Origin of the sequence: Aeromonas sp., assembly GCF_050633025.1 — a bacterium.
Lineage (GTDB): Bacteria > Pseudomonadota > Gammaproteobacteria > Enterobacterales > Aeromonadaceae > Aeromonas.
On sequence record NZ_JBODRQ010000057.1, the window covers coordinates 1 to 20,570 of the forward strand.

Sequence of the window (20,570 nt, forward strand, 5' to 3'; positions counted from 1 at the left end):
GCTTCAGCACCCCCGATTGCCGCTTCTCGGTGATGGAGATCAAGTGGGGGATCATCCCCGATATGAGTGGCAGCGTCACCATGCGCAACCTGATGGGGCTGGATACCGCCATGGAGCTGGCCATGAGCGGGCGTGAGCTGGATGCCGTCGAGGCCAAATCTCTCGGGATGGTGAGCCGGGTCTGCGCCGACCCGCTAGTGGAGGCGCGCGAGTTTGCCCGCACCCTGATCACCAAGTCACCCGATGCACTGGCGGGGATCAAGCAGCTCTACAGCCAGGCCTGGGCCCGCAGCGATGAGGCGATGCTCAAAGAGGAGACTCGGCTGCAAAAGCAGATCCTGGGGCGACCCAATCAGTGGCGGGCCACCCTTAACAGCCTGTTTCGTTGGCGACTGCCCTTCGGGCCGCGCCGCAATCCGCTCTGACAGGCAGGGATGAAAAATGAAATAGCATCGGCCTTGGTACCAAGGTCATTAGGCCCCCAGCCTCTGAGCAAACTGTTCAGGCTTCATTTCTTTATTTTCAAGCTGGGTTAGGAGCCAGGCTCGCCATGGCTGGCCTGGAAGCTGAAAAACCTGGCGTTCAGGGCGTCAGCCTGTTCGTACTTGGGGGGCTTGTGAACATGGAGAGATCCAGCGGCTTGCAGGTGCCTCGCACCACCATGCAACGTATTGTTGCCGCTCTGGCGACGAGATCAATTGGCCTCGTCGACGCTGCTCCAGGAGGCATCGCGGTTTTTTGCAAAATCAGCAGAGCTGCCGCCTCGGTCAAGGCTTTGGCTTTACGACGCAACTCTTGCTCCAGTTGCCGGATGCGCTTCTTGTCCACCTTGGACAGTGCCTTCTCGGCCTGTTGTAAGGTACGAGCGGATTGTTGGCCCAGAATACAGGCTTGGCGCCATTGCTGGATCTGCTTGGGGTAGAGCCCTTACGGCGGCAGTACTCACTGAGTTCAATCTCAAAAAGAGCAGCGGTTTCCAGCACGACAGCGAATTTGGCCTCGGCAGGCTATTCATCGAGATCCTCAAATTTCACCACGTCCCGATTGTGTACCGCCCTCATCAGCGTTATAGCCATAAATTTTTATAAATCAGTCTATTAAAAAATATTGCATAAGTGGAAGAAAAAGGTTGCAGCGTGTGCGGTTGTGCGCATGTTGCTCGATATGAGGTATCAGATGACGGCGGCTAGCGTCTGGGTGGGCGGCGCCATGCACCACATGGCCAGAATGGTAAACATCGCGCAGGCAGAGCGAAGGGCGAGCCATGCTGGTGGTGGTTTATTGAGCGAAAAGTGTTGAACTGTGGCGGTTCAGGTCGGTCTGTGTAGTTATGTGCGTTGTTAGTGTGCGCGATTCAAGCTGAGCGGCATTGCAGGTGTGGAGGAAGTCGAGATCTTGGGTAATACGCATAAAAAATCCGAAACCAATCAACAGGTTTCGGATTTTCGCATATAGGAAGGATCGATCAATGGAGCCTTAACTGATCGCTATTAGGGGATATCCCGCCTTTTTCCGATGAAGGGGCAATCGCTATTTATTCGCAAGCGACCTGCATCACCTTGATCGCCAGACCGCCACGGGAGGTTTCCCGGTATTTGGAGTCCATGTCCTTGCCGGTGATGTACATGGTCTCGATCACCTTGTCCAGGGAGACGCGCGGCTTGGAGGTACGACGCAGTGCCATACGGGAGGCGTTGACCGCCTTCATGGCTGCGATGGCGTTACGCTCGATACAGGGCACCTGCACCTGACCGGCAACCGGATCACAGGTCAGACCCAGATTGTGTTCCATACCGATTTCGGCAGCTTCACAGACATGCTCGGGGCTACCGCCCATCAGTTCGGTCAGACCGGCAGCGGCCATAGAGCAGGAGACACCCACTTCACCCTGGCAGCCCACTTCGGCGCCGGAGATGGAGGCATTCATCTTGTAGAGGATGCCAACGGCGCCGGCAGCCAGATAGAAACGGGTGTACTCGTCGCGGCCAACCGGCTGGATGAACTTGTCGTAGTAGGCCAGTACGGCCGGGATGATACCGGCAGCGCCGTTGGTCGGTGCGGTGACCACGCGGCCACCGGCGGCGTTCTCTTCACTCACGGCCAGGGCGAACATATTGACCCAGTCAACGATGTTCATCGGGTCACTCGAGAGGTTTTCGCTGGTGTTGAGCTGGCGATAGAGTGGTGCGGCACGACGGGGGACGCGCAGCGGACCGGAGAGGACGCCCTCGGTACGGCAGCCGCGCTCGATACCTTCGCGCATGGTGTTCCAGATCTTGCCGAACTTCTTGTAGATCTCTTCCGGAGTGTTGAAGCACTTCTCGTTTTCCATCATCAGGGCGGAGATGGAGAGACCGGTCTGGCTGCAATGGGCAACCAGCTCGGCTGCGCTCTTGAATGGATAGCGTACGGACATGTCGCCGCTGTCAGCCTTGCCGAAGTTCTCCTCGTCAACGATGAAGCCACCACCGATGGAGTAGTAGGTCTTGCTGTAGACCACTTCATCTTCAATGAGGGCAGTCAGCTTCATGCCGTTTTCGTGCAGCGGCAGGGCTTCATCGTGGAATACCATGGCGTCGCGCGGGAAGCTGACGGTGTGGCAGTGCAGGCCGATCGGCAGGCGCTCGGTCTGTTCAACACGGGAGATAAACTCGGGGATCGCATCGATATCGACATTTTCCGGCAGGTTGCCAGCCAGGCCCATGATGATGGCTGTGTCGGTATGGTGGCCTTTGCCAGTCCAGGAGAGGGAGCCGTAAACATCGACATTGATCCGGGTGATATCGCGGATCTTGCCGCCCGCGCGCAGCTCGTCAACAAACTGTTTGGCCGCTTTCATCGGGCCAACAGTGTGGGAAGAAGAGGGGCCTACACCGATTTTGAAGATATCAAAAACGCTGATCATGTCACTATTACCTCAGGGTAGAAGGGGGCGGCATGCCCACTCACAGAAATTTGGGAGATCCATGGGACGCGCTTGTCAGCGCAGGTCACAGAACCAGATAACCGTAGTGTAACGGCTCCAGACCTAAAAAAAGTTGAAACAGATCTATTTTTGTTGAATCTGAGGCGCGAGTATAAAATTTATTTTTGTGCTTATCCATTTTGTTAAGCGTTTGCCCATAAAAATACCCGGCGATGCCGGGCATTTAGGAACCAAATGGAGTCATTTGCCGTTTTTTAACATTCGGTAATGTTAACGGCGAGGCCGCCACGGGCCGTCTCCTTGTATTTGGTCTTCATGTCGTTGCCGGTCTCCCACATGGTCTTGATCACCTTGTCCAGTGACACCTTGTGCTCGCCGGTGCCGCGCAGGGCGAGGCGGGCGGCATTGATCGCCTTGACCGCCCCCATGGCGTTGCGCTCGATGCAGGGCACCTGCACCAGTCCGCCGATGGGATCGCAGGTGAGGCCGAGATTGTGCTCCATGCCTATTTCGGCGGCGTTTTCCACCATGGCCGGGCTGCCACCCAGGAGTTCGGTCAGCGCGCCGGCCGCCATGGAGCAGGCGACCCCTACTTCCCCCTGACAGCCCACTTCTGCCCCGGAGAGGGAGGCGTTTTTCTTATATAAGATGCCGATGGCAGCCGCGGTGAGGAAGTAGCGCACCAGGGTTTCGTTATCCACCTTGTGAACGAAGCGATCATAGTAGTGCAGCACGGCGGGGATGATGCCCGCAGCGCCATTGGTGGGGGCGGTGACCACCCGGCCACCGGCAGCGTTCTCTTCGTTGACCGCCAGCGCAAAGAGATCGACCCACTCCATCACCATCAGCGGATCCTTGTTGAAGTTGGTCTCGCAGCTTAACTGGCGGAACAGCCCCGGGGCGCGGCGCCGAACCTTGAGGCCGCCCGGCAGCACCCCTTCGCTTTTGCAGCCTCGCTCGACGCAGCCCTGCATCGCCTGCCAGATCTTGCGCAGCCCCGCTTTTATCTGCTCATCGCTGCGAAATACCCGTTCGTTGGCGAGGATCAGTCCCGAGATGGAGAGACCGCTCTCCTGACAGTGGGCCAACAGCTGGGCGCCGCTGTCGAACGGGTAGGGGACTGGGTGTTCGGCATCCGATTTCACGGCTTCCTCCTTGGCGGTGTCAAAGTGACTCTCTTCGATGATGAAGCCGCCGCCGATGGAGTAGTAGGTCTGGCTAAACAGCAGTGTATTGTCGGTGGTAAAAGCGCGCAGGGTCATGCCATTGGTGTGGGCCGGCAGGGTCTTGCGGCGATTGAAGATGATGGCGCCGCTGCGGGGAAAGTGGCTTGGTTGCTCGCCAGCCAGCTGCAGGATCTGTTCCTTATCCACTCGAGCCAGAATGGCGGGGATCCCATCAATATCGACCGATTCGGGTTCAAAGCCCGATAGTCCCAGAATGATCGCCTTGCCGGTACCGTGCCCTTTGCCGGTCTGGCCCAGCGAGCCGTAACATTCCACTTCGACCCGCGTGACCTGTGGCAAATGCCCTTGCAGCTTGAGCTGCTGGACGAAGGCATAGGAGGCACGCATGGGGCCGACAGTATGTGAGGAGGAGGGGCCAATTCCGATGGAAAACAGGTCAAACACGCTGATCATGACATCAATCCGGTGATGGTTTATGTCTGTTTATTCTAGGATTTTTGCCGTGGATGGAAAGCGGGGATGTGCGGTGCTGTGACATGAGCACAGATAATAGGATTGGGGGGGCCAAGAAGGTTGAAGGGGCTGCCCCCCTTCAACCAACCGGATCAGTCGAGAAATTCACACAGGTAAGCAGTGGGGCTATTTACCTCCAGTTTGAAGGAGGAGTGACCCGCCACCAAGAAGGATTCACCCTGGCTGTAGGTGTGCCACTCATCTTCATCAGCCAGCTGGATGGTGAGAGCCCCCTTGATCACCGTCATCCGCTCGGGGGCGGCTGTGTTGAACAGGTAGTCACCGGTGTTCATCACACCGATGGTTGATTTCTCGCCTTTTTGTTCGAAACCGATAGATTTTACATTTCCGTCGAAATACTCGTTAACTTTCAGCATCTTTACATCCCTGTGTGTACGTTTGTGCAGCCAAACTAGCACAATCTTTTGTCCATTGTCATGGGGGAATGAGCCAAAAACTACATAGCTCTTTTTGAATTCTTGTATTTTCACAAAAACATTAATAGCCAGAGTTGCTGATTTGCTGATTTAAAACAGCAGTTAAATGTGAGATAACACGCGCATAACAGGGGAATGAGCAGCCGCTCATTCCCCTGTTTGGTTAATTGCACTGAAAAGTGTGAGTTTTGCTACATAAAGGAAAGTATTGTGTTAACTAAAGGACTCCTTAAAAACATTGGCTTTCAGGTTGTGGTAGCCATGGTACTAGGCGCCGTGGTCGGGGCGTTCATGGGGGAAGCAGCCACCGTGTTTGCTCCGCTCGGTACCTTGTTTATCCAGCTGATCAAGATGCTGGTGATCCCGCTGGTGGCGGTTGCCATCCTCTCCGGCGCAGCCAATCTGGGTGCCAGTCCCGCTGCGGGCAAGATCGGTGCAGCAACGCTGGCCTTCTTCCTCGGTACGTCAGCTCTGGCCGTGCTGCTGGCGCTGGTTATGGGGCAGATCTTCAAACCGGGTGTCGGGATCGATTTCGGTTCAGCCTCCGCCATGTTTAGTGGCGACTACGCCGATAAAGGGGCGCTGCCGGATGCAGTTGCCACCGTGCTTGGCATGATCCCTACCAACGTGTTCCAGGCCCTCAACGAGGCAAACATTCTGCAGATCCTGGTGTTCTGCATGTTCCTCGGCATTGCGCTGGCCAAACAGCCGCACGAACGTGCCAAGCCGCTGGTCGATGGGCTCAATACACTGGTAGATGCCTTCGTCTGGATGATCAACAAGGTGATGGTCATCGCACCGTTTGGGGTATTCGGTCTGATGGCTGAAGCCATCGGTACCTATGGTTTCGATGTGCTGACCCTGGTGCTCAAGCTGTTCGTGGTTTATGTGGCAGCCATCCTCATCTTCGGTTTTGTGGTCTATCCGCTGCTGGTGATGATGTTCTCCAACACGCCGGTGATGAAGTACCTCTCTGCCATGAAGAAGCCGCAGATCGTGGCCTTCTCCACCGCCTCTTCCATGGCGACCCTGCCGGTCAATATGGAGACCTGCGAGCATGATTTGAAAGTGACCAACGCGACAGCCTCCTTCGTGCTGCCGCTGGGGGCCACCATCAATATGAGCGGCAACGCCATCTATTACGGCCTGGTCGCTATCTTCTTCGCGCAGGTTTACAACATCGATCTGAGCGTCGGTGCTTGGGCGGCCATCATTGTGACCTCCACTCTGGGGGCGATCGGTCAGGCCGGTGTGCCGGGCCCAAGCTTCCTGGTGGTTGCCGTGCTGCTGGCGGCCGGGATCCCCATCGAAGGACTGCCGCTGTTGTTTGCGTTGGACCGTCTGTTTGACATGATCCGCACCTCCCTCAATATCACCGGCGATGCGGCCTGTGCTGTCATTGTTGACCGCTTCAGCCCGGAATATGACCCAGAGCGTTGGAACAAGGCATAACTGCTTTGAACTGGGCTGAGATATGACAGCCTTAAGCTGACACTGCGTAACGCGAGCCCCTGCCATGATGGCGGGGGCTTTTTTATATCTGCCGGACAAGTATCAGAGCAAAGGTGTGCACAAGAGATTGCTGACGGATGTAGCTGTGTTGAATGGAGAGTAAAGGAGGGGAAAACAACTGTCGTAGGCATGGGCCTTGTGACGGATGACAGCCTGTTGTAGATGCTGGGGGTCGGGAATTGTCAAACGGCGGGTAACAAAAAGGGGAGCTTGGCTCCCCCCGGATATGATCTGCTGCTGGTTCTACTCCATCAGGCCAAACAGAGTGTGGTTCAACCATCCTGGTTACACCCCTGTGGCGAAAGAAACAGCGTCAACGTGATGAAATCATATCTATGTTGACCATCTCGGCAATATTGCTGAAAAGCGCCAGTCGGTGGCGATTAAACAGACATGACAAAGAGGGTCGGTCCGGATTGATGCCTCTCTATCCGGCTCAGAACTGTGACAGTGAGGGCAGAGAGACAGCAACCAGGGTGAAAAACACCGTGAAAACGGCAGTAACGACAAACTCTTTCATTTTTCTCTCCCTAAGTTGTTGGTTGATGTAGTCAAGATACCATAACAAGGGGGTAAAACAAGGTATAAATTGATAAAATAGCTTCTTTGTTTACTTGGTTAGTTGAGATGGCCATTTTTGTCATATTGAGCTGATTTTATCACCTGCTCTGGTATGTCAGTCATTCAATATTCTGTTTTTGTGATTATTTCATTTAAATTCAATTGGTTGTTTAGTTGCTGGTTGGCTTGGTGGTGGGTTCTGTATGGGGTTCAAATGGCATTTAATAAGTTTTCACCCTCGTAATGGTGTCATTGAGGCCATGAAAATTGTGCAAGGCAATGATTTGACGATTCCTGACGTAGATAGCCCATCCAAAAGAAGTCTATGGAGAGAGTCTGGTTGCCAACCCTTGTCGCAACATCACTTTATCAGTCCGGAGTCTCCGCATTTTTACAGTAATACACTGGGTTCATAGGGAGGATAGCCGTACATCGGGGGGATACAGAGTAGCAGCTGGCTGTTTTATCACCGCCAATTTTCCCGTCGGCCTCGGATTAGACATGGCCGCAGCAAGAGTGAGGTGCGCAATAGGCCAGAGGCGTATTCTCTGGCTGAGCTCAGCTGGGCTGGGCGCGAGCAGCGATCTGCGTGGGCGATGCATCTGCGTGAGTCATGTGAGTGCAATACGAGAGCAGCGCCGGAGCATGGTTGGGTAAGATATCTGAATCCCTTCTACAAGATTGAGATATAAAAAGCGGCGTATGACGAGGAGGCTGAACAAGCTCGTTTCAGGGGCGACAGAGCACAGGTCAACGCAAGCCTGTTCGCAGTGATAAAACATCCACGACAATACCGGAACTCTGTTCGTAGGCTGATGCCGATTGGTGTGAGGAGGGGAAGGCTAGTGATCAACCAGATGGCGCAAGGGTTGGTAATCAGGCAACCCGTATGGTGAGGGGCACACAGCGTAAGGATCCACCAGTTTTTGTAAGATATTAAAAAACCCTCCGATGGAGGGTTTTTGTCATCAACAGCCGGTAAAAAGCCGCGAGGCTTAGAACAGGGTGGTGGAGAGGTTGTACAGCTCCTGATCGAACGGACGCTTCATGTTTTCGATGCAGTCGATAATGTCGTGGTGTACCAGCTCGTTGCGCTGGATACCGACGCAGCGACCACCGTGACCAGCCAGCAGCTGCTCAACGGCGTAAGCACCCATACGGCTGGACATGATGCGGTCACGAGCAGTCGGGGCGCCGCCACGCTGGATGTGGCCCAGGATAGTGGCGCGGGTTTCACGGCCGGTCAGGGCTTCGATGTCTTTCGCCAGGGCGTTCACATCGGTGACGTGCTCGCAGATGGTGATGATGGCGTGCTTCTTGCCTTTTACTTCACCTTCTTTGATCTGTTGCAGCAGCTTCTCTTTGTCAAAAGCCACTTCCGGCACGATCACGTACTCGGCACCGCCAGCAACGGCGGCAGACATGGCCAGATCGCCACAGTGGCGACCCATGATCTCGACCACGGAGATACGGTGGTGGGAGCTGCAGGTGTCGCGCAGACGGTCGATGGCGTCAACGACCACGTTCAGGGCGGTATCAAAACCGATGGTGAAGTCGGTACCGGCGATGTCGTTGTCGATGGTGCCCGGCAGGCCGATGCAGGGGAAACCCTCTTCGGTCAGCTTCTTGGCACCCATGTAGGAGCCGTCACCACCGATCACCACCAGGGCGTCGATGCTGTGCTTTTTCAGGTTTTCGATCGCTTCGGCGCGTACTGCGGGGTCTTTGAAGGCTGGGAAACGGGCAGACCCCAGGAAAGTACCACCACGGTTCACCACGTCGGAGACGCTGTGACGCTCCAGCTTGACGATGCGATCCTGATGCAGGCCGAGGTAGCCATCATAAATACCGTAAACTTCCAGGCCATGATGCAAACCGGCGCGAACCACGGCGCGAATGGCTGCGTTCATACCGGGTGCGTCGCCACCACTGGTCAAAACACCAATACGTTTGATTTGTTTGGTCATGAGTGCCTCTGGATCTGAGTTGTCAAATACGAATGTTTGGAAATAGACAAGCCACTTTTACTATATCGGCTTTCGTATGGGATGCGGGGGCCGCCATAGGAAAAGCGATACAAGAGAGGGGACACGCCCCTCTCTTTGCCAGTAATGCGAAATTACTTGGCAGCGCCAGCGATGATCTGGGAGAAGTCGTCCACTTTCAGGGACGCACCACCGACCAGGCCACCGTCGATGTCCGGCTGACCGAACAGATCGGCGGCAGTGGCGCCAGTGACGGAACCGCCGTACAGGATCTGTACTTTGGCAGCAACGGCGCCATCAAAACCGGCCAGGTACTGACGGATGTGAGCGTGAACGGACTGAGCAATCTCCGGAGTGGCAGTCTTGCCAGTACCGATGGCCCATACCGGCTCGTAAGCAACAACGGCGTTGTTGAAGGAGGCGATGCCGCAACGGTCGATAACGGCTTTCAGCTGAGTCTCAACCACGTTCTTGGTCACGCCGGCTTCGAACTGCTCCAGAGTTTCACCGATGCACAGAACCGGCACCAGACCGCCTTTCTGGATTGCTTCGTACTTGGCAGCAACCACGTCGTCACTCTCTGCGTGCAGGGTACGACGCTCGCTGTGGCCGACCAGAGAGTAGGTGCAACCAAAGGCTTTCAGCATGGAGGGGGCGTTTTCACCGGTGAAGGCACCAGACTCGTGTACGTCAGCGTTCTGGGCACCGTAGGCAATCTTGCTGCCAGCGGTCAGTTGCTCAACCAGACCCAAAAAGATAACCGGCGGGCAGACGGCGACTTGTACAGAAGGATGAGCGGCAGCAGCCGGGGTCAGTCCTTTGATCAGAGCTTCAACAGAAGCTTTGGTGCCGTTCAGTTTCCAGTTACCCATTACCAGGTGCTGTCTCATCTTGTATATCTCCTAGGCATTTGATTGCGCGACATTATATGAATTGAACCGAGCCCAAGATAGCTGACCCGGCGGCAAATGACGTAATTTTTTTTCGCTTTCCTGATCCAAATCAGGAATGAATCGCTTGATTGCTCATTCGTTAACCTGCCCCCGCAAGCGGGCCCACCATACCCCAATCCATTCGTGGATGGCAGCTTCGGAATACATCAAATAACGCCCTTTGGGTAAATAACTGTAGAGGGGCTGAGGCACCTGGCTCTGCTTGGCGGTGTAGTCGGTGGGGGCCGGCACGGCATTGAGTCCCTGACCCTGATAGAGGGCCATGGCCCGGGGCAAATGGGTGGCAGAACTGACCAGTGCCACCTCTTTTCCCTTGAGGTGGCGGCTGATACTGACCGCCTCATCATGAGTGTCTTTGTTGTTTTCAAACAACGTCATCCGCGCGCGGGGAATACCAAGGCTCTCGGCCATCCGGGCATTGACCTCGGCATTGGAGAGGGTATCCCCAGACACATAGCCCGAAAAGATCAGCTCGGCGTCGGGATAGGCTAGGGCAAGGCGAACCCCCTCTAGAGTCCGTGCCAGCGAGATATTGTTCTGCCAACTGCGCATCGGCACCGCCGGATCGCTGACATGACCATTGCCGAGCACCACGATGGCGTCGATGTTGGGATGCTGGCTCACCTCGAACGGCGGGTAGGTCTGCTCCAGCCCGCGGGCCAGTTCATAGCTCACCGGCCGCATCCCCATCAGCGCCACAATGAGCAGCGAGAGGGTGGCCAGCAGCTTGCCGGTTTTCTGAAAACGGGTGAACCAGAGTAGCAGCAGGGCGACAAGTAGCAGGGAGAGGGAGAAGGGGAGCGGCATCAACAGCTGACCCAGCCATTTCTTGATGGCAAAAAAGTTGAGCGCAAACACGGCACTATAGTCCTTGAGTTTTCAGCAAATACGGGATGTGACAGAATACCTCTCTTTTTTGGGATGACCACAACCCTGTGGCGCTAATGTTGAGTTTCTCCTTGAAGCACGATCAGAGTTTTGACGGGCGCGCCGACAAGTTCGCTCGCAACATTTACGACTCCACCAAGGGGCGCATCCGCACCACCATTGTCTGGAGCGACATCGAAGCCTGCCTGGCCCGCCTTGGCAACCGACCGCTGCGCATCCTCGATGCGGGGGGAGGTTTTGGCTATTTCGCCCAGAAGCTGGCGGCCATGGGTCATCAGGTGGAGCTGTGCGATCTGTCAGCAGAAATGCTGGAACTGGCCCGCAGCCAGATCGCCGAGAAGGGGCTGGAAGACAAAATTCGTCTCATCCATTGCCCCATTCAGGATCTGAAGCAACACGTGACCGGTACCTTTGATCTGGTGCTCTGCCATGCGGTGCTGGAGTGGCTCGCCGAGCCGCGCCAGACCTTGCTGGGTCTGTTCCCTTTCGTCAATGCCGGGGGCATACTGTCGCTGCTTTTCTACAACCGTCATGGTTTGCTGTTCCAGAGCCTGGTGGTGGGCAATTTTGACTATGTGCGCCTTGGCCTTCGCAAGAAGCGCCAGACAGCGCTTACGCCCACCAATCCCCAATTGCCGGAGCAGGTCTATGACTGGATTGGTCGCGGGGGGCTGCGCATCATCGGCAAGACCGGGGTGCGGGTGATCCACGACTATATGCGTCACAAGCAGGATCAGGTGGAGAAGTTCGACGAGCTGCTGGCCATGGAGCAGCAATATTGCCGTCAGGAGCCTTTTGTCTCCCTCGGTCGCTATATCCATGTGATGGCCCAGAAGCCGGCCAGCTGATTGATCGTTTTTCACGTCGATGTGAACCATGTTTTCGATGCTACCGGATGTAGCCGCGCGCACGATTTTGCGCCCTATACAACAACGAGATGACAACATCATGATGAGTACATCCCGTACCCTGCCAGAGCGTTCTTTGCCGGAGCTAGTAGGGTGGGTCAGGCAGGAGGGGTTGGCGCTGAGCCTGCCGACCGACCGGCTGGCCTTTCTGATTGCAATCAAGACCCTGTCCGAAGATGAGTCAGACCTGTCGGAAGCGGCGCTGCACGATGCCTTCGGCTATGTCAGCAATGCTTTTGGCCAGATGGACGAGACCCTCACCGGTCGTGCCAACAACGCCATCAACGATCTTATTCGCCAGCAGCTGCTGTCGCGCTTCAACACCGATATGGTGGCGGGGGAGAGCCTCTACCGCCTGTCGCGCCTGGGTGTGAGCATCGTCGACTTCTTTATGGATCAGCGTCAGGTTGACTCCATCAAGCTCTCCATTCTGCTCGAGCACCTGGCGGCCGAGCTCGACACCGCCCGCAAGGCGGCGCTTGAGACCAACACCCGTGAGCAGTGGGATGCCGAGGTGCTGCCGCGCCTCACCTTCTCGCTGGAAGAGACGCTGGGGCGCATCGATCTCACCCAGCGCGCCATGGATGAGCAGCAGAATCAGGTCAAAAGCGAAATCGCGGCCCTGCTGACCCAGAACTGGGTCGATGCCATTCACAGCTGCGAAAAGCTGCTGCACGAGACCGGCCAGACCCTGCGCGAGCTGCAGGATACCCTGGACGCTGCTGGCCACCGCCTGCAGGCGGGTCTGCTCAATATTCAGGAAGCGGCGCAGGGGCGCGACGATCTGTTCCACGTCGAGGAGCTCACCCATGCCTTGCAGGGGCGCCTTGACGTCATCACCAGCTGGGGTCAGCAGTGCATCGAGCTCTGGTCCCGCTATGACAGGCACGTCCACAAATTTATCCGCAACGCCATCGACATGGACAAGAACCGCGCCTTCAGCCAGCGGCTGCGCGAGTCCATCCGCAATTTCGAGCAGCACAACTGGCAGCTGCGGGTGGCCGAAGAGCCCCGTCTGCTGGAGCTGCGCGACGAAACCATCGCCATCCACGACGAGGAGGTGACCGGTGAGGTGCCCCTCGAGATGGAGTACGTCGAGATGGTGGACATCAACCAGGAGCTGGCCGAGCGCATCGAGCGCTATCTGGCCCGCTACCCCGAGCAGGGCCAGCAGCTGGATCTGGCCGATGTACTGCGGGAATACCTGCTGGACTACCCGGCCCATGCCCACTTCGATGTGGCGCGTCTTCTGATCGACCAGGCCGTGCGCCTGGGCCATGCCAGCGGCGAGCGCGAACTGCATCGCCAACCCGCATGGAAACCCATTAACCAAGCTGGATCCAAGGTTCAGGCCTATGTCATTGATCAATTCTGAGTTTCCCTTGCCGCTGCGCCTTGCAGAGGCGATTGCCAACCCCTTGTTTCCGCGCATTGACACCGCCTTGCGCTCCGGTCGCCACATCAGTGCCGACGAGTTCGAGCAGCATTCGGCGCTGGTCGAATATCACAGCGAGCTGGAGATCTTCTACGGCCGCTATCAGGTGGAGCTGATCAAGGCGCCGGAAGGCTTCTTCTATCTGCGTCCGCGCCCGAGCTCTGACATCGGCACCACTGTGCTCTCCGAGCTCGATATGCTGGTGGGCAAGGTGCTCTGCTACCTCTACCTGAGCCCGGATCGTCTGGCTTCGGAAGGGGTATTCGCCATGGCCGAGCTGCAGGAGGAGGTGCTGAGCCTCGCCGACGAGAAGCAGCTGCTGCGGATGGTCAACAGCCGCTCCGGCGGTACCGATCTCGACAAGAAGAAGCTGCTCGAAAAAATCCGTACCTCCATGCGCCGTCTGCGCCGCCTTGGCATGATCACCGCCCTTGGCAATGGCGATAAATTCCGGGTCAACGAATCGGTGTTCCGTTTCGCCGCAGATGTGCGCTCCGATGAAGATCCGCGCGCCGTCCAGCTGCGGATGATCCAGGAGGGTGAAGCCATCTTCCACGACGACGAAATGCCGAGCAGCGACTCGCTCTTTGATGACATCGAGGCGGATCTCGATGAAGAACAACTGGATCTGGAGGTATAACCGGTGCGAGGCAAGTTCAAATCCCTGACCATGGTCAACTGGAACGGCTTCTTTGCCCGGACCTTCGATCTTGACCAGCTGGTCACTACCCTTTCCGGCGGCAACGGCGCGGGCAAGTCCACCACCATGGCGGCTTTTATCGCAGCGCTCATCCCCGACCAGTCACTGCTTCACTTCCGCAATACCACAGAAGCGGGATCGAGCAGCGCCTCCCGTGACAAGGGGCTTTACGGCAAGCTGCAGGCTGGCCCCTGTTACTCGCTGCTGGAAGTGATGAACAGCCGCGAGCAGCGGATCTGGGTTGGTGTTCATTTGGAGCAGATTCGAAATCGTGATAACAAGGTCAATATCACCCCGTTTGCAGTGGTGGATGTACCAGAACATCTAGCGCCAACAGACTTGCTCATGGAAAAATTGGATGATGGCAGAGGCAGAGTTCGCGCTTTTGCTGATCTGAGTCGTGCAGCTGCGAATCTTGGGGCGCTGAAAGTCGCCAAATTCAATACGGTGACCGACTATCACAACTTCATGTTCGAGTTCGGCATCACCCCTAAGAAGCTGCGTGACCAGAAGGATCGCGGCAAGTTCTATCGCCTGATCGAGGCCTCCCTCTACGGCGGCATCTCCTCGTCCATCAGCCGTTCCCTGCGCGAATACCTGCTGCCGGAGAACTCCGGGGTGCGCAAGGCGTTTGCAGACATGGAGGCGGCCATCTATGAAAACCGCCGCACGCTGGAAGCGATCAAGGAGACCCAGGGTCAGCGGGATCTGTTCAAGAACCTGATCACCGAGACCACCCACTATGTGGCGGCGGACTATGTGCGCAATGTCGCCGAGAAGAGCCGTCTCTCCGAGCTGGCCCTCAAGGCGCGCCAGGAGCTGGCTGACAAGCGCCGTATTCTGGCCGAAGAGAAGCAGCGCGCTATCTATCTGGCCGATGAAGTGGAGCAGCTCACCAACCGCGAAAAATTGCTGACCGACGAGCTGGAGTCTGCCTCCGAGCATCTGGCCAAGGTGATGGCGGCCGTCAGCTTGCAGAAGAAGATCGAGATGTACCGCGCCGATCTGGCTGATCTCTCTGACAAACTCGAGCAGCAGCAAGCGGTGGTGGAGGAGATCCATGGCCAGCTGCTGGAAGTGGAAGAGCGCAAGGAGCTGGCGCAGGCAGAAGTCGACAGCCTCAAGACCCAGCTTGCCGACTACCAGCAGGCGCTCGATATCCAGCAGACCCGCGCCATCCAGTACCGTCAGGCGGTGCAGGCGTTGGAGGCTGCCCGCGAGCAGTGCGAGCTGCCGGGGCTGACCGCCGAACAGGCGAGCGACACCCTGCATCAGTTCCGCGCCGCCGAGCAGAGCCTCACCAGCCGGGTGCTGGGGGCCGAGCAACAGCTGGCACTGGCCAAGGCGGCAGTGGCCGAGCACGAAGCGGCGCTGGCGCTGCTTTTGAGCATCGCCCCGGAAACAGTGCGAGAGGCCGCTTGGCCTACCGCGCAGGCGCTGCTCAAGCGTCATATCGAAGACAAGGCCCGTATTGCCCAGGGGCAGGGGCTGCGCGCCGCGCTGGCTCGCCTCGAGAAAGAGAGCGAAAGCCAGAAGAGTCTCTTCAAGCTGCGTGACGAGCTGCAGCAGGCCTCTGGCCAGCTGATTGCCAGCAGCGATGAGCTGGAGATCTTCCTCGAAGCCCAGCGCACCCGTCAGGAGGAGCTCTCCGAGCAGCAGGCCGAGGTGAACCAGCGCCGCGCCAGCCTCGAGCATCAGGGCACCCAGCTGGGTCGCGATATTGCTGAGCTGACCAAGCTGGCACCGCGATGGCTCAAATCCTTTGAAAAGCTCGAGCAGTTGCGCGAGCAGAGCGGTTTGCCGCTCGCCACCGCCGAAGAGCTTTCGGCCGGTATGCAGACGGTGCTCGACAAGGAGCGCGAGTTCGAGCAGGAGAGCAACCGCATTGCGGCGCAGAAACAGGCGCTGGAGCTGCAAATTCGCAACCTGCAGCTGGGGGCTGGCGAGGCGGATCCCCGTCTTGCCCGTATCGCCGAGCAGGTGGGGGGCGTGCTGCTCTCCGACGTCTATGACGACATCTCCATCGATGATGCCCCTTACTACTCGGCGCTCTATGGCCCGGCTCGCAGCGCCCTGGTGGTGCTCGACCTTGAGGGTGCCATCGAGCGGCTGAAAAAGCTGGAAGATTGCCCGGAAGATATCTACCTCATTCAGGGCAACCCAGACTCCTTTGACGAGGACTTGGTGGAGGCGGACGAGCTGGGCGATGCCGTGCTGGTGCGCACCAGCAAGCGTCAGGTGCGCTTCTCCCGCTATCCCGAGCTGCCACTGTTTGGTCGCGCAGCCCGGGAAAAGCGTATCGAGCAGCTCGACCTTGAACGCGAAGGGCTCATCGAGGGCTACGCCAAGGCAGCCTTCGAGCAGCAGAAGTACCACCGTCTCTACGGTCACTTCCGCGACTTTATCGGTCAGCATCTGGATATCGCCTTCCGCCCCGACCCCGAAGCCGAAGTGCAGGCCAAGCAGGCCGAACTGCGCACACTGCAAGCAGCCATCGGTGAGTGTGACAAGCAGCTGAGTGATGCCAAAGCGGCCGCCGCCCAGCTGACTCGCCATATCCAGCTGGTGCAGGGGATGCTGCCCTTTGCCCACCTGTTTGCCGAGACTGATCTGGCGGCCCGCCTCGAGGCGGCTCACGCCGATGTGGAAGCGCTGAAACAGGCCGAAGCCTTTATCGCCAAACACGGCAAGGCACTGGAAAAACTGGAAACCATGGTGCAGGTGTTGCGTCAGGATCCACAGGATCTTGCGGCGCTGCAGGCAGCTTACGATGAGGTGAGCGACCTGCTGGCCGAGCAGAAACGCCGTTGCTACGCCCTCGATCAGCTGGTGGCCCGTCTGCCGCACTTTGCCTATCAGGATGCACAAGACTTGCTGGGCAAGGCCTCCGAGATGAGCGAGCGACTCAAAGAGAAGCTGAAAGCGGCCGAGCTGGCGGCCCGCACCGCTGGCGAGCAGCACAAGCAGATTGCCCAGCGCCACACCGAGGCGTTGCAGCTGCGCACCGCCCTCAACTCCAGCGTCGAGGCCAAGCGCCAGACCCTGACCGAGTTCGAGCAGGAGCTGGCGGCCATGGGCCTGACCCTCTCTGACGATATGGAAGAGAAGGCGCGCGCCCACAAGAAAGAGATCGAAGAGCTGCTGATCCGCACCCGTTCCCGTCGCACCAGCGCCGAGGCCCAGTTGCAGGTCACCAAGCGCGAGATCGAATCCCTTGGCGGTCGTCTCAAGCTCGAAGGCAAGGATTACTACAGCGCCCGTAAATCTCTGGTGGGTCACAAGGCGAGCTGGTCGCGGGTGGTGCGTCTGGCGCGGGAGACCGACGTCGAGAAGCGCCTGAACAAGCGTGAGCTGGCGTACCTTGACAGCGACGAGTTGCGTTCCATGTCGGACAAGGCCCTCGGCGCCCTGCGGGTGGCGGTGGCCCACGACGAGGCCCTGCGCGATGCGCTGCGACTCTCCGAGGGCAACCGCAGCACCGAGCAGAAGGTCGCTTTCTATGTGCAGGTCTACCGTTACCTCAAGGATCGCATCCGCAACGACATCATCCGCTCCGATGATCCGGTGGAAGCGATCGAGGAGATGGAGATCGAGCTGGCCCGTCTCGCTGACGAACTCAAGCAGCGGGAAACCCATCTGTCACTCTCCTCCCATGAGGTGGCGGCCAAGATCACCAACATCATCCGTCGCGAGCAGAACCGCATCCGGGTGCTCAACCAGGGCTTGCAGAACATCGCCTTCGGTCTGGTGCGCGGGGTGCGCCTCAACGTCAATATCCGCGAGGCCCACACTCGTCTGCTGACGGCGCTGGCCGACCAAACTGCCATGCACAACGATCTGTTCGCCGACAAGGAGCTCAGCTTCTCCGAGGCGATGGCCAAGCTGTTCCAGCGCCTGAACCCGCAGATCGAGCAGGGAGATCGCAGCTATCAGGTGATGGGCGACGTGCTGCTCGACTATCGCAACTATCTGGAGCTGGAGATCGAGGTGCAGCGCGGCGCCGATGGCTGGCTGCGTGCCGAGAGCGGTGCGCTCTCTACCGGTGAGGCGATCGGTACCGGCCAGGCCATCCTCTTGATGGTGCTGATCAGCTGGGAGGAGGAGTCCCGCCGTCTGCGCGGCAAGGATATCGCCCCCTGCCGCCTGTTGTTCCTCGACGAAGCGGCCCGTCTGGATGGCAAATCCATTGCCACCCTGTTCGAGCTGTGCGAGCGGCAGGATATGCAGCTGCTTATCGCCGCGCCCGAGAACATCAGCCCCGAGAAGGGCACCACCTACAAGCTCATCCGCAAGGTGCAGGGCAAGCACGAGCACGTGCATGTGGTGGGTCTGCGCGGCTTCGGCTTTGCCGATGACAAGCTGATAGCCTGATCAGTCTCTGGCCCATCCCGACACGGGATGACCGGTAAATAGGTGAAAGGGAGGCATTTGCCTCCCTTTTTGCATGGAAGATATGGCAAAGTAGCCGCACGGTCGCTGTTGCCTGGCAACAAGGCGAGTAACATGGCGAGAGCCTTGGACCGATGGCAAGGCGAGAGCTCCCGCCTGCAAACGTGTCGCCAGCGTCACCGGCTGAGTCGAAGAGTGAAAATTGCGCAGAGCGAAAAGAATAAGAGAGGAGAGGTGAAAGGTGCAACACATCCAGAAAGGGCTGCTGTTATCTCTTTGCCTGCTGCTGGCCGCCTGTAGCAGCCGTTATGACGAGAGCCACAGCGGCAGCTGGCGCGGCTATAGCGAAACCGGTTATGCCAGCTATTATGCCGACCGTTATCATGGCAAAAAGACTGCCAGCGGCGAGCTCTATCGCAACAACCTCAACAGCGCCGCCCATATGGAATTGCCCTTTGGCTCCATGGTGCGGGTTACCAACCTCGCCAACGGCAAGAGCGTAGTGGTCAAGGTCAATGACCGCGGCGCCTTTAAAAGCGGGCGTATTATCGATCTCTCCAAATCCGCCTTCGGCTCCATCGCCAATATTCGTGAAGGTGTTATCAAGGTAAAGGTTGAGGTGCTGTGACCGCTCGTGATGCTTCAGAATCTGCTGCCGTTTGGAAAAATCGTAATAGGGTGATTGTGCGCTAACAGCGTATTCAATATGGTTTGTGCAGGAAAAGAGATGGATATTGAGCTGATTGATGTGCCGCAAAGTGAATTTGAGCAGGTCTTTACTGCCGTGAAACAGGGGATCTTTCCCTATGTTGAGTCGCTCTTTGGCTGGGATGACCAATTTCAACGCGAGCGACTAACCAGCGCCTATCTGCCGCAATGGTTTTCGTGGATTTTGCATGGGGGAGAACGCATTGGTTTGTTATGTAGCAAGCCATATGAGGATGCCCAGCATGTTCATTTGCTGATCATTTTCCCTCAGTATCAGGGGCGGCAGCTTGGCGCTGCCGTGATGGAACGGCTTCATCAGGAGGCTGAGCGTGAGGGGAAATGCCGGGTCACCTTGTCCAGCTTCACAGGCAACCATGGGGCGATACGGTTTTATCAACGCCTTGGCTACCAAGTGGTAGAAGAGGATCTGGCGTTTGTCTCCATGTCCCGGCCGTTGGGTTGTGACCTCGGATTGAAAAAATGGTTAATGGAGAGTTGTGATGGCAATTTTGGATATTTTGACGATGCCAGACCCCAGGTTGAGGCTCAAGGCCGAGCGGGTTGAGGATATCGCTGCCGTACAGGGGCTGATCGATGACATGCTGGAGACCCTGTATGCGACGGAAAACGGGATTGGCTTGGCCGCTGCTCAAGTCGGGCGTAAAGAGGCGATCGTTATTATCGACTTGTCCGAGAGCAGGGATCAGCCGCTGGTTTTGATTAATCCACAAGTGATAAGCGGTACTGAAAAGGTGCTTGGACAAGAGGGCTGTCTCTCCGTGCCGGATTATTATGCGGATGTCGAGCGTTACAGCTCGGTGGTGGTATCTGCACTGGATCGAAAAGGCAATCCGATTACGATTGAGAGCAGCGATTTTTTGGCCATTGTCATGCAGCATGAAATTGATCATCTGGATGGCAACTTGTTCATTGATTACCTGTCACCGCTCAAGCGGCAGATGGCACTCAAACGAGTTAAAAAATCTCTGAAGTCCGCCAGCTAATGTTTGCGGATAGTGGCTGGCCGTTTTAGTTATGTGGAGAGCAGGCAGAATGAAAGTGGCAAGATGGAATGTCAGGGCACTGTTTGGCCGCAATAGCAAAGGAGGGCAGGGGCGTTATGGCTTATGTGCTGCGTTGCTGCTGGGAACATTGTGGGTCGCACTCCCCGTATCAGCCGACGAAGAGCAGCTGCCGGCCGAATATCGCCCCTTTGTGCAGCAGTTGGTCGATGCGGCAGAAGCCCGGGATCATCAGGCCCTTGCCAACCAGATGAAGTACCCCTTCAAGCAGGAGTATCCCATTCCTGCCATCAAAACCCCGGCGGAGATGCTGACCCGTTTTGACGAGGTATTTGATGACGCCATTTTAACAAGTATCGCCAGCTCTCAAGTTGGGCCAGGGCTAGAGCACACCGCGAATTCAGATAATAAGTGCAACGCTCGGTCATGGAGCTGAAGAGGGAGTT

At 57.3% G+C, this 20,570-nt stretch carries 14 protein-coding genes and 3 pseudogenes; 10 read left to right on the forward strand and 7 right to left on the reverse strand.

The features are described 5' to 3' along the window. A partial coding sequence (locus tag ACRAUW_RS09610; RefSeq protein ID WP_431362102.1) for an enoyl-CoA hydratase-related protein occupies positions 1-425 on the forward strand: 425 nt, incomplete at its 5' end. 222 nt (positions 426-647) lie between these two features. Here ACRAUW_RS09610 and ACRAUW_RS09615 read toward each other — a convergent pair. The 4 genes and pseudogenes from ACRAUW_RS09615 to ppnP all read right to left on the reverse strand — a co-directional run. Further along, positions 648-1,007, reverse strand: a pseudogene (locus ACRAUW_RS09615) (IS3 family transposase); the annotation flags it as partial. Between the two features lie 527 nt (positions 1,008-1,534). Continuing rightward, positions 1,535-2,905, reverse strand: a complete 1,371-nt coding sequence (locus tag ACRAUW_RS09620; protein WP_431362103.1) for an L-serine ammonia-lyase — start codon at positions 2,903-2,905, stop codon at positions 1,535-1,537. A 275-nt stretch (positions 2,906-3,180) separates the two neighbouring features. After that, a complete protein-coding gene (locus tag ACRAUW_RS09625) occupies positions 3,181-4,566 on the reverse strand; it encodes an L-serine ammonia-lyase (RefSeq protein WP_431362104.1) in 1,386 nt (461 codons plus the stop codon). A 152-nt stretch (positions 4,567-4,718) separates the two neighbouring features. Beyond that, positions 4,719-5,003: a pyrimidine/purine nucleoside phosphorylase gene (ppnP, locus tag ACRAUW_RS09630; protein WP_431362105.1), complete on the reverse strand. Its 285-nt coding sequence runs from the start codon at positions 5,001-5,003 to the stop codon at positions 4,719-4,721. Positions 5,004-5,273: 270 nt separating this feature from the next. Here ppnP and ACRAUW_RS09635 point away from each other — a divergent pair, with 270 nt between their 5' ends. Next, entirely contained in the window at positions 5,274-6,515 is a 1,242-nt protein-coding gene (locus tag ACRAUW_RS09635; protein ID WP_431362106.1) for a dicarboxylate/amino acid:cation symporter, read from the forward strand. Positions 6,516-8,131: 1,616 nt separating this feature from the next. On the opposite strand, the gene pfkA is transcribed toward ACRAUW_RS09635, so the two are convergent. From pfkA to elyC, 3 genes are all read right to left on the reverse strand, one after another. Further along, positions 8,132-9,103, reverse strand: a complete 972-nt coding sequence (pfkA, locus tag ACRAUW_RS09640) for a 6-phosphofructokinase (protein ID WP_042062659.1) — start codon at positions 9,101-9,103, stop codon at positions 8,132-8,134. 152 nt (positions 9,104-9,255) lie between these two features. Then, positions 9,256-10,011, reverse strand: a complete 756-nt coding sequence (gene tpiA / locus ACRAUW_RS09645; RefSeq protein ID WP_033135266.1) for a triose-phosphate isomerase — start codon at positions 10,009-10,011, stop codon at positions 9,256-9,258. Positions 10,012-10,146: 135 nt separating this feature from the next. Next, on the reverse strand, positions 10,147-10,932 hold the full coding sequence (elyC, locus tag ACRAUW_RS09650) for an envelope biogenesis factor ElyC (RefSeq protein WP_431362107.1): 786 nt from the start codon (positions 10,930-10,932) through the stop codon (positions 10,147-10,149). A 101-nt stretch (positions 10,933-11,033) separates the two neighbouring features. Here elyC and cmoM point away from each other — a divergent pair, with 101 nt between their 5' ends. The 8 genes and pseudogenes from cmoM to ACRAUW_RS09690 form a co-directional block, all read left to right on the forward strand. Beyond that, positions 11,034-11,810: a tRNA uridine 5-oxyacetic acid(34) methyltransferase CmoM gene (gene cmoM / locus ACRAUW_RS09655; protein WP_026034987.1), complete on the forward strand. Its 777-nt coding sequence runs from the start codon at positions 11,034-11,036 to the stop codon at positions 11,808-11,810. Between the two features lie 100 nt (positions 11,811-11,910). Further along, on the forward strand, positions 11,911-13,245 hold the full coding sequence (gene mukF, locus ACRAUW_RS09660) for a chromosome partition protein MukF (protein ID WP_431362108.1): 1,335 nt from the start codon (positions 11,911-11,913) through the stop codon (positions 13,243-13,245). Further along, entirely contained in the window at positions 13,226-13,945 is a 720-nt protein-coding gene (gene mukE, locus ACRAUW_RS09665) for a chromosome partition protein MukE (RefSeq protein ID WP_005336835.1), read from the forward strand. Before mukF ends, mukE begins: the two co-directional genes overlap by 20 nt. Positions 13,946-13,948: 3 nt before the next feature. Continuing rightward, positions 13,949-18,376 (forward strand): chromosome partition protein MukB, encoded by a 4,428-nt coding sequence (gene mukB / locus ACRAUW_RS09670; protein WP_431362109.1) that lies wholly within the window; start codon positions 13,949-13,951, stop codon positions 18,374-18,376. A 259-nt stretch (positions 18,377-18,635) separates the two neighbouring features. After that, positions 18,636-19,022: a septal ring lytic transglycosylase RlpA family protein gene (locus tag ACRAUW_RS09675; RefSeq protein WP_431362110.1), complete on the forward strand. Its 387-nt coding sequence runs from the start codon at positions 18,636-18,638 to the stop codon at positions 19,020-19,022. Positions 19,023-19,121: 99 nt separating this feature from the next. Beyond that, positions 19,122-19,559, forward strand: a pseudogene (locus tag ACRAUW_RS09680) (GNAT family N-acetyltransferase); the annotation flags it as partial. Positions 19,560-19,602: 43 nt separating this feature from the next. Then, on the forward strand, positions 19,603-20,106 hold the full coding sequence (def, locus tag ACRAUW_RS09685) for a peptide deformylase (protein ID WP_431362111.1): 504 nt from the start codon (positions 19,603-19,605) through the stop codon (positions 20,104-20,106). 49 nt (positions 20,107-20,155) lie between these two features. Next, a pseudogene (locus ACRAUW_RS09690) lies at positions 20,156-20,500 on the forward strand (hypothetical protein); the annotation flags it as partial. Between the last annotated feature and the right edge of the window lie 70 nt (positions 20,501-20,570).

Coding starts and splice junctions, on each gene's coding strand:
- ACRAUW_RS09620 (WP_431362103.1), bottom strand. CDS start 2,905: ATGATCAGCGTTTTTGATATCTTCAAAATCGGTGTAGGCCCCTCTTCT.
- ACRAUW_RS09625 (WP_431362104.1), bottom strand. CDS start 4,566: ATGATCAGCGTGTTTGACCTGTTTTCCATCGGAATTGGCCCCTCCTCC.
- ppnP (WP_431362105.1), bottom strand. CDS start 5,003: ATGCTGAAAGTTAACGAGTATTTCGACGGAAATGTAAAATCTATCGGT.
- pfkA (WP_042062659.1), bottom strand. CDS start 9,103: ATGACCAAACAAATCAAACGTATTGGTGTTTTGACCAGTGGTGGCGAC.
- tpiA (WP_033135266.1), bottom strand. CDS start 10,011: ATGAGACAGCACCTGGTAATGGGTAACTGGAAACTGAACGGCACCAAA.
- mukF (WP_431362108.1), top strand. CDS start 11,911: ATGATGAGTACATCCCGTACCCTGCCAGAGCGTTCTTTGCCGGAGCTA.
- mukE (WP_005336835.1), top strand. CDS start 13,226: ATGTCATTGATCAATTCTGAGTTTCCCTTGCCGCTGCGCCTTGCAGAG.
- def (WP_431362111.1), top strand. CDS start 19,603: ATGGCAATTTTGGATATTTTGACGATGCCAGACCCCAGGTTGAGGCTC.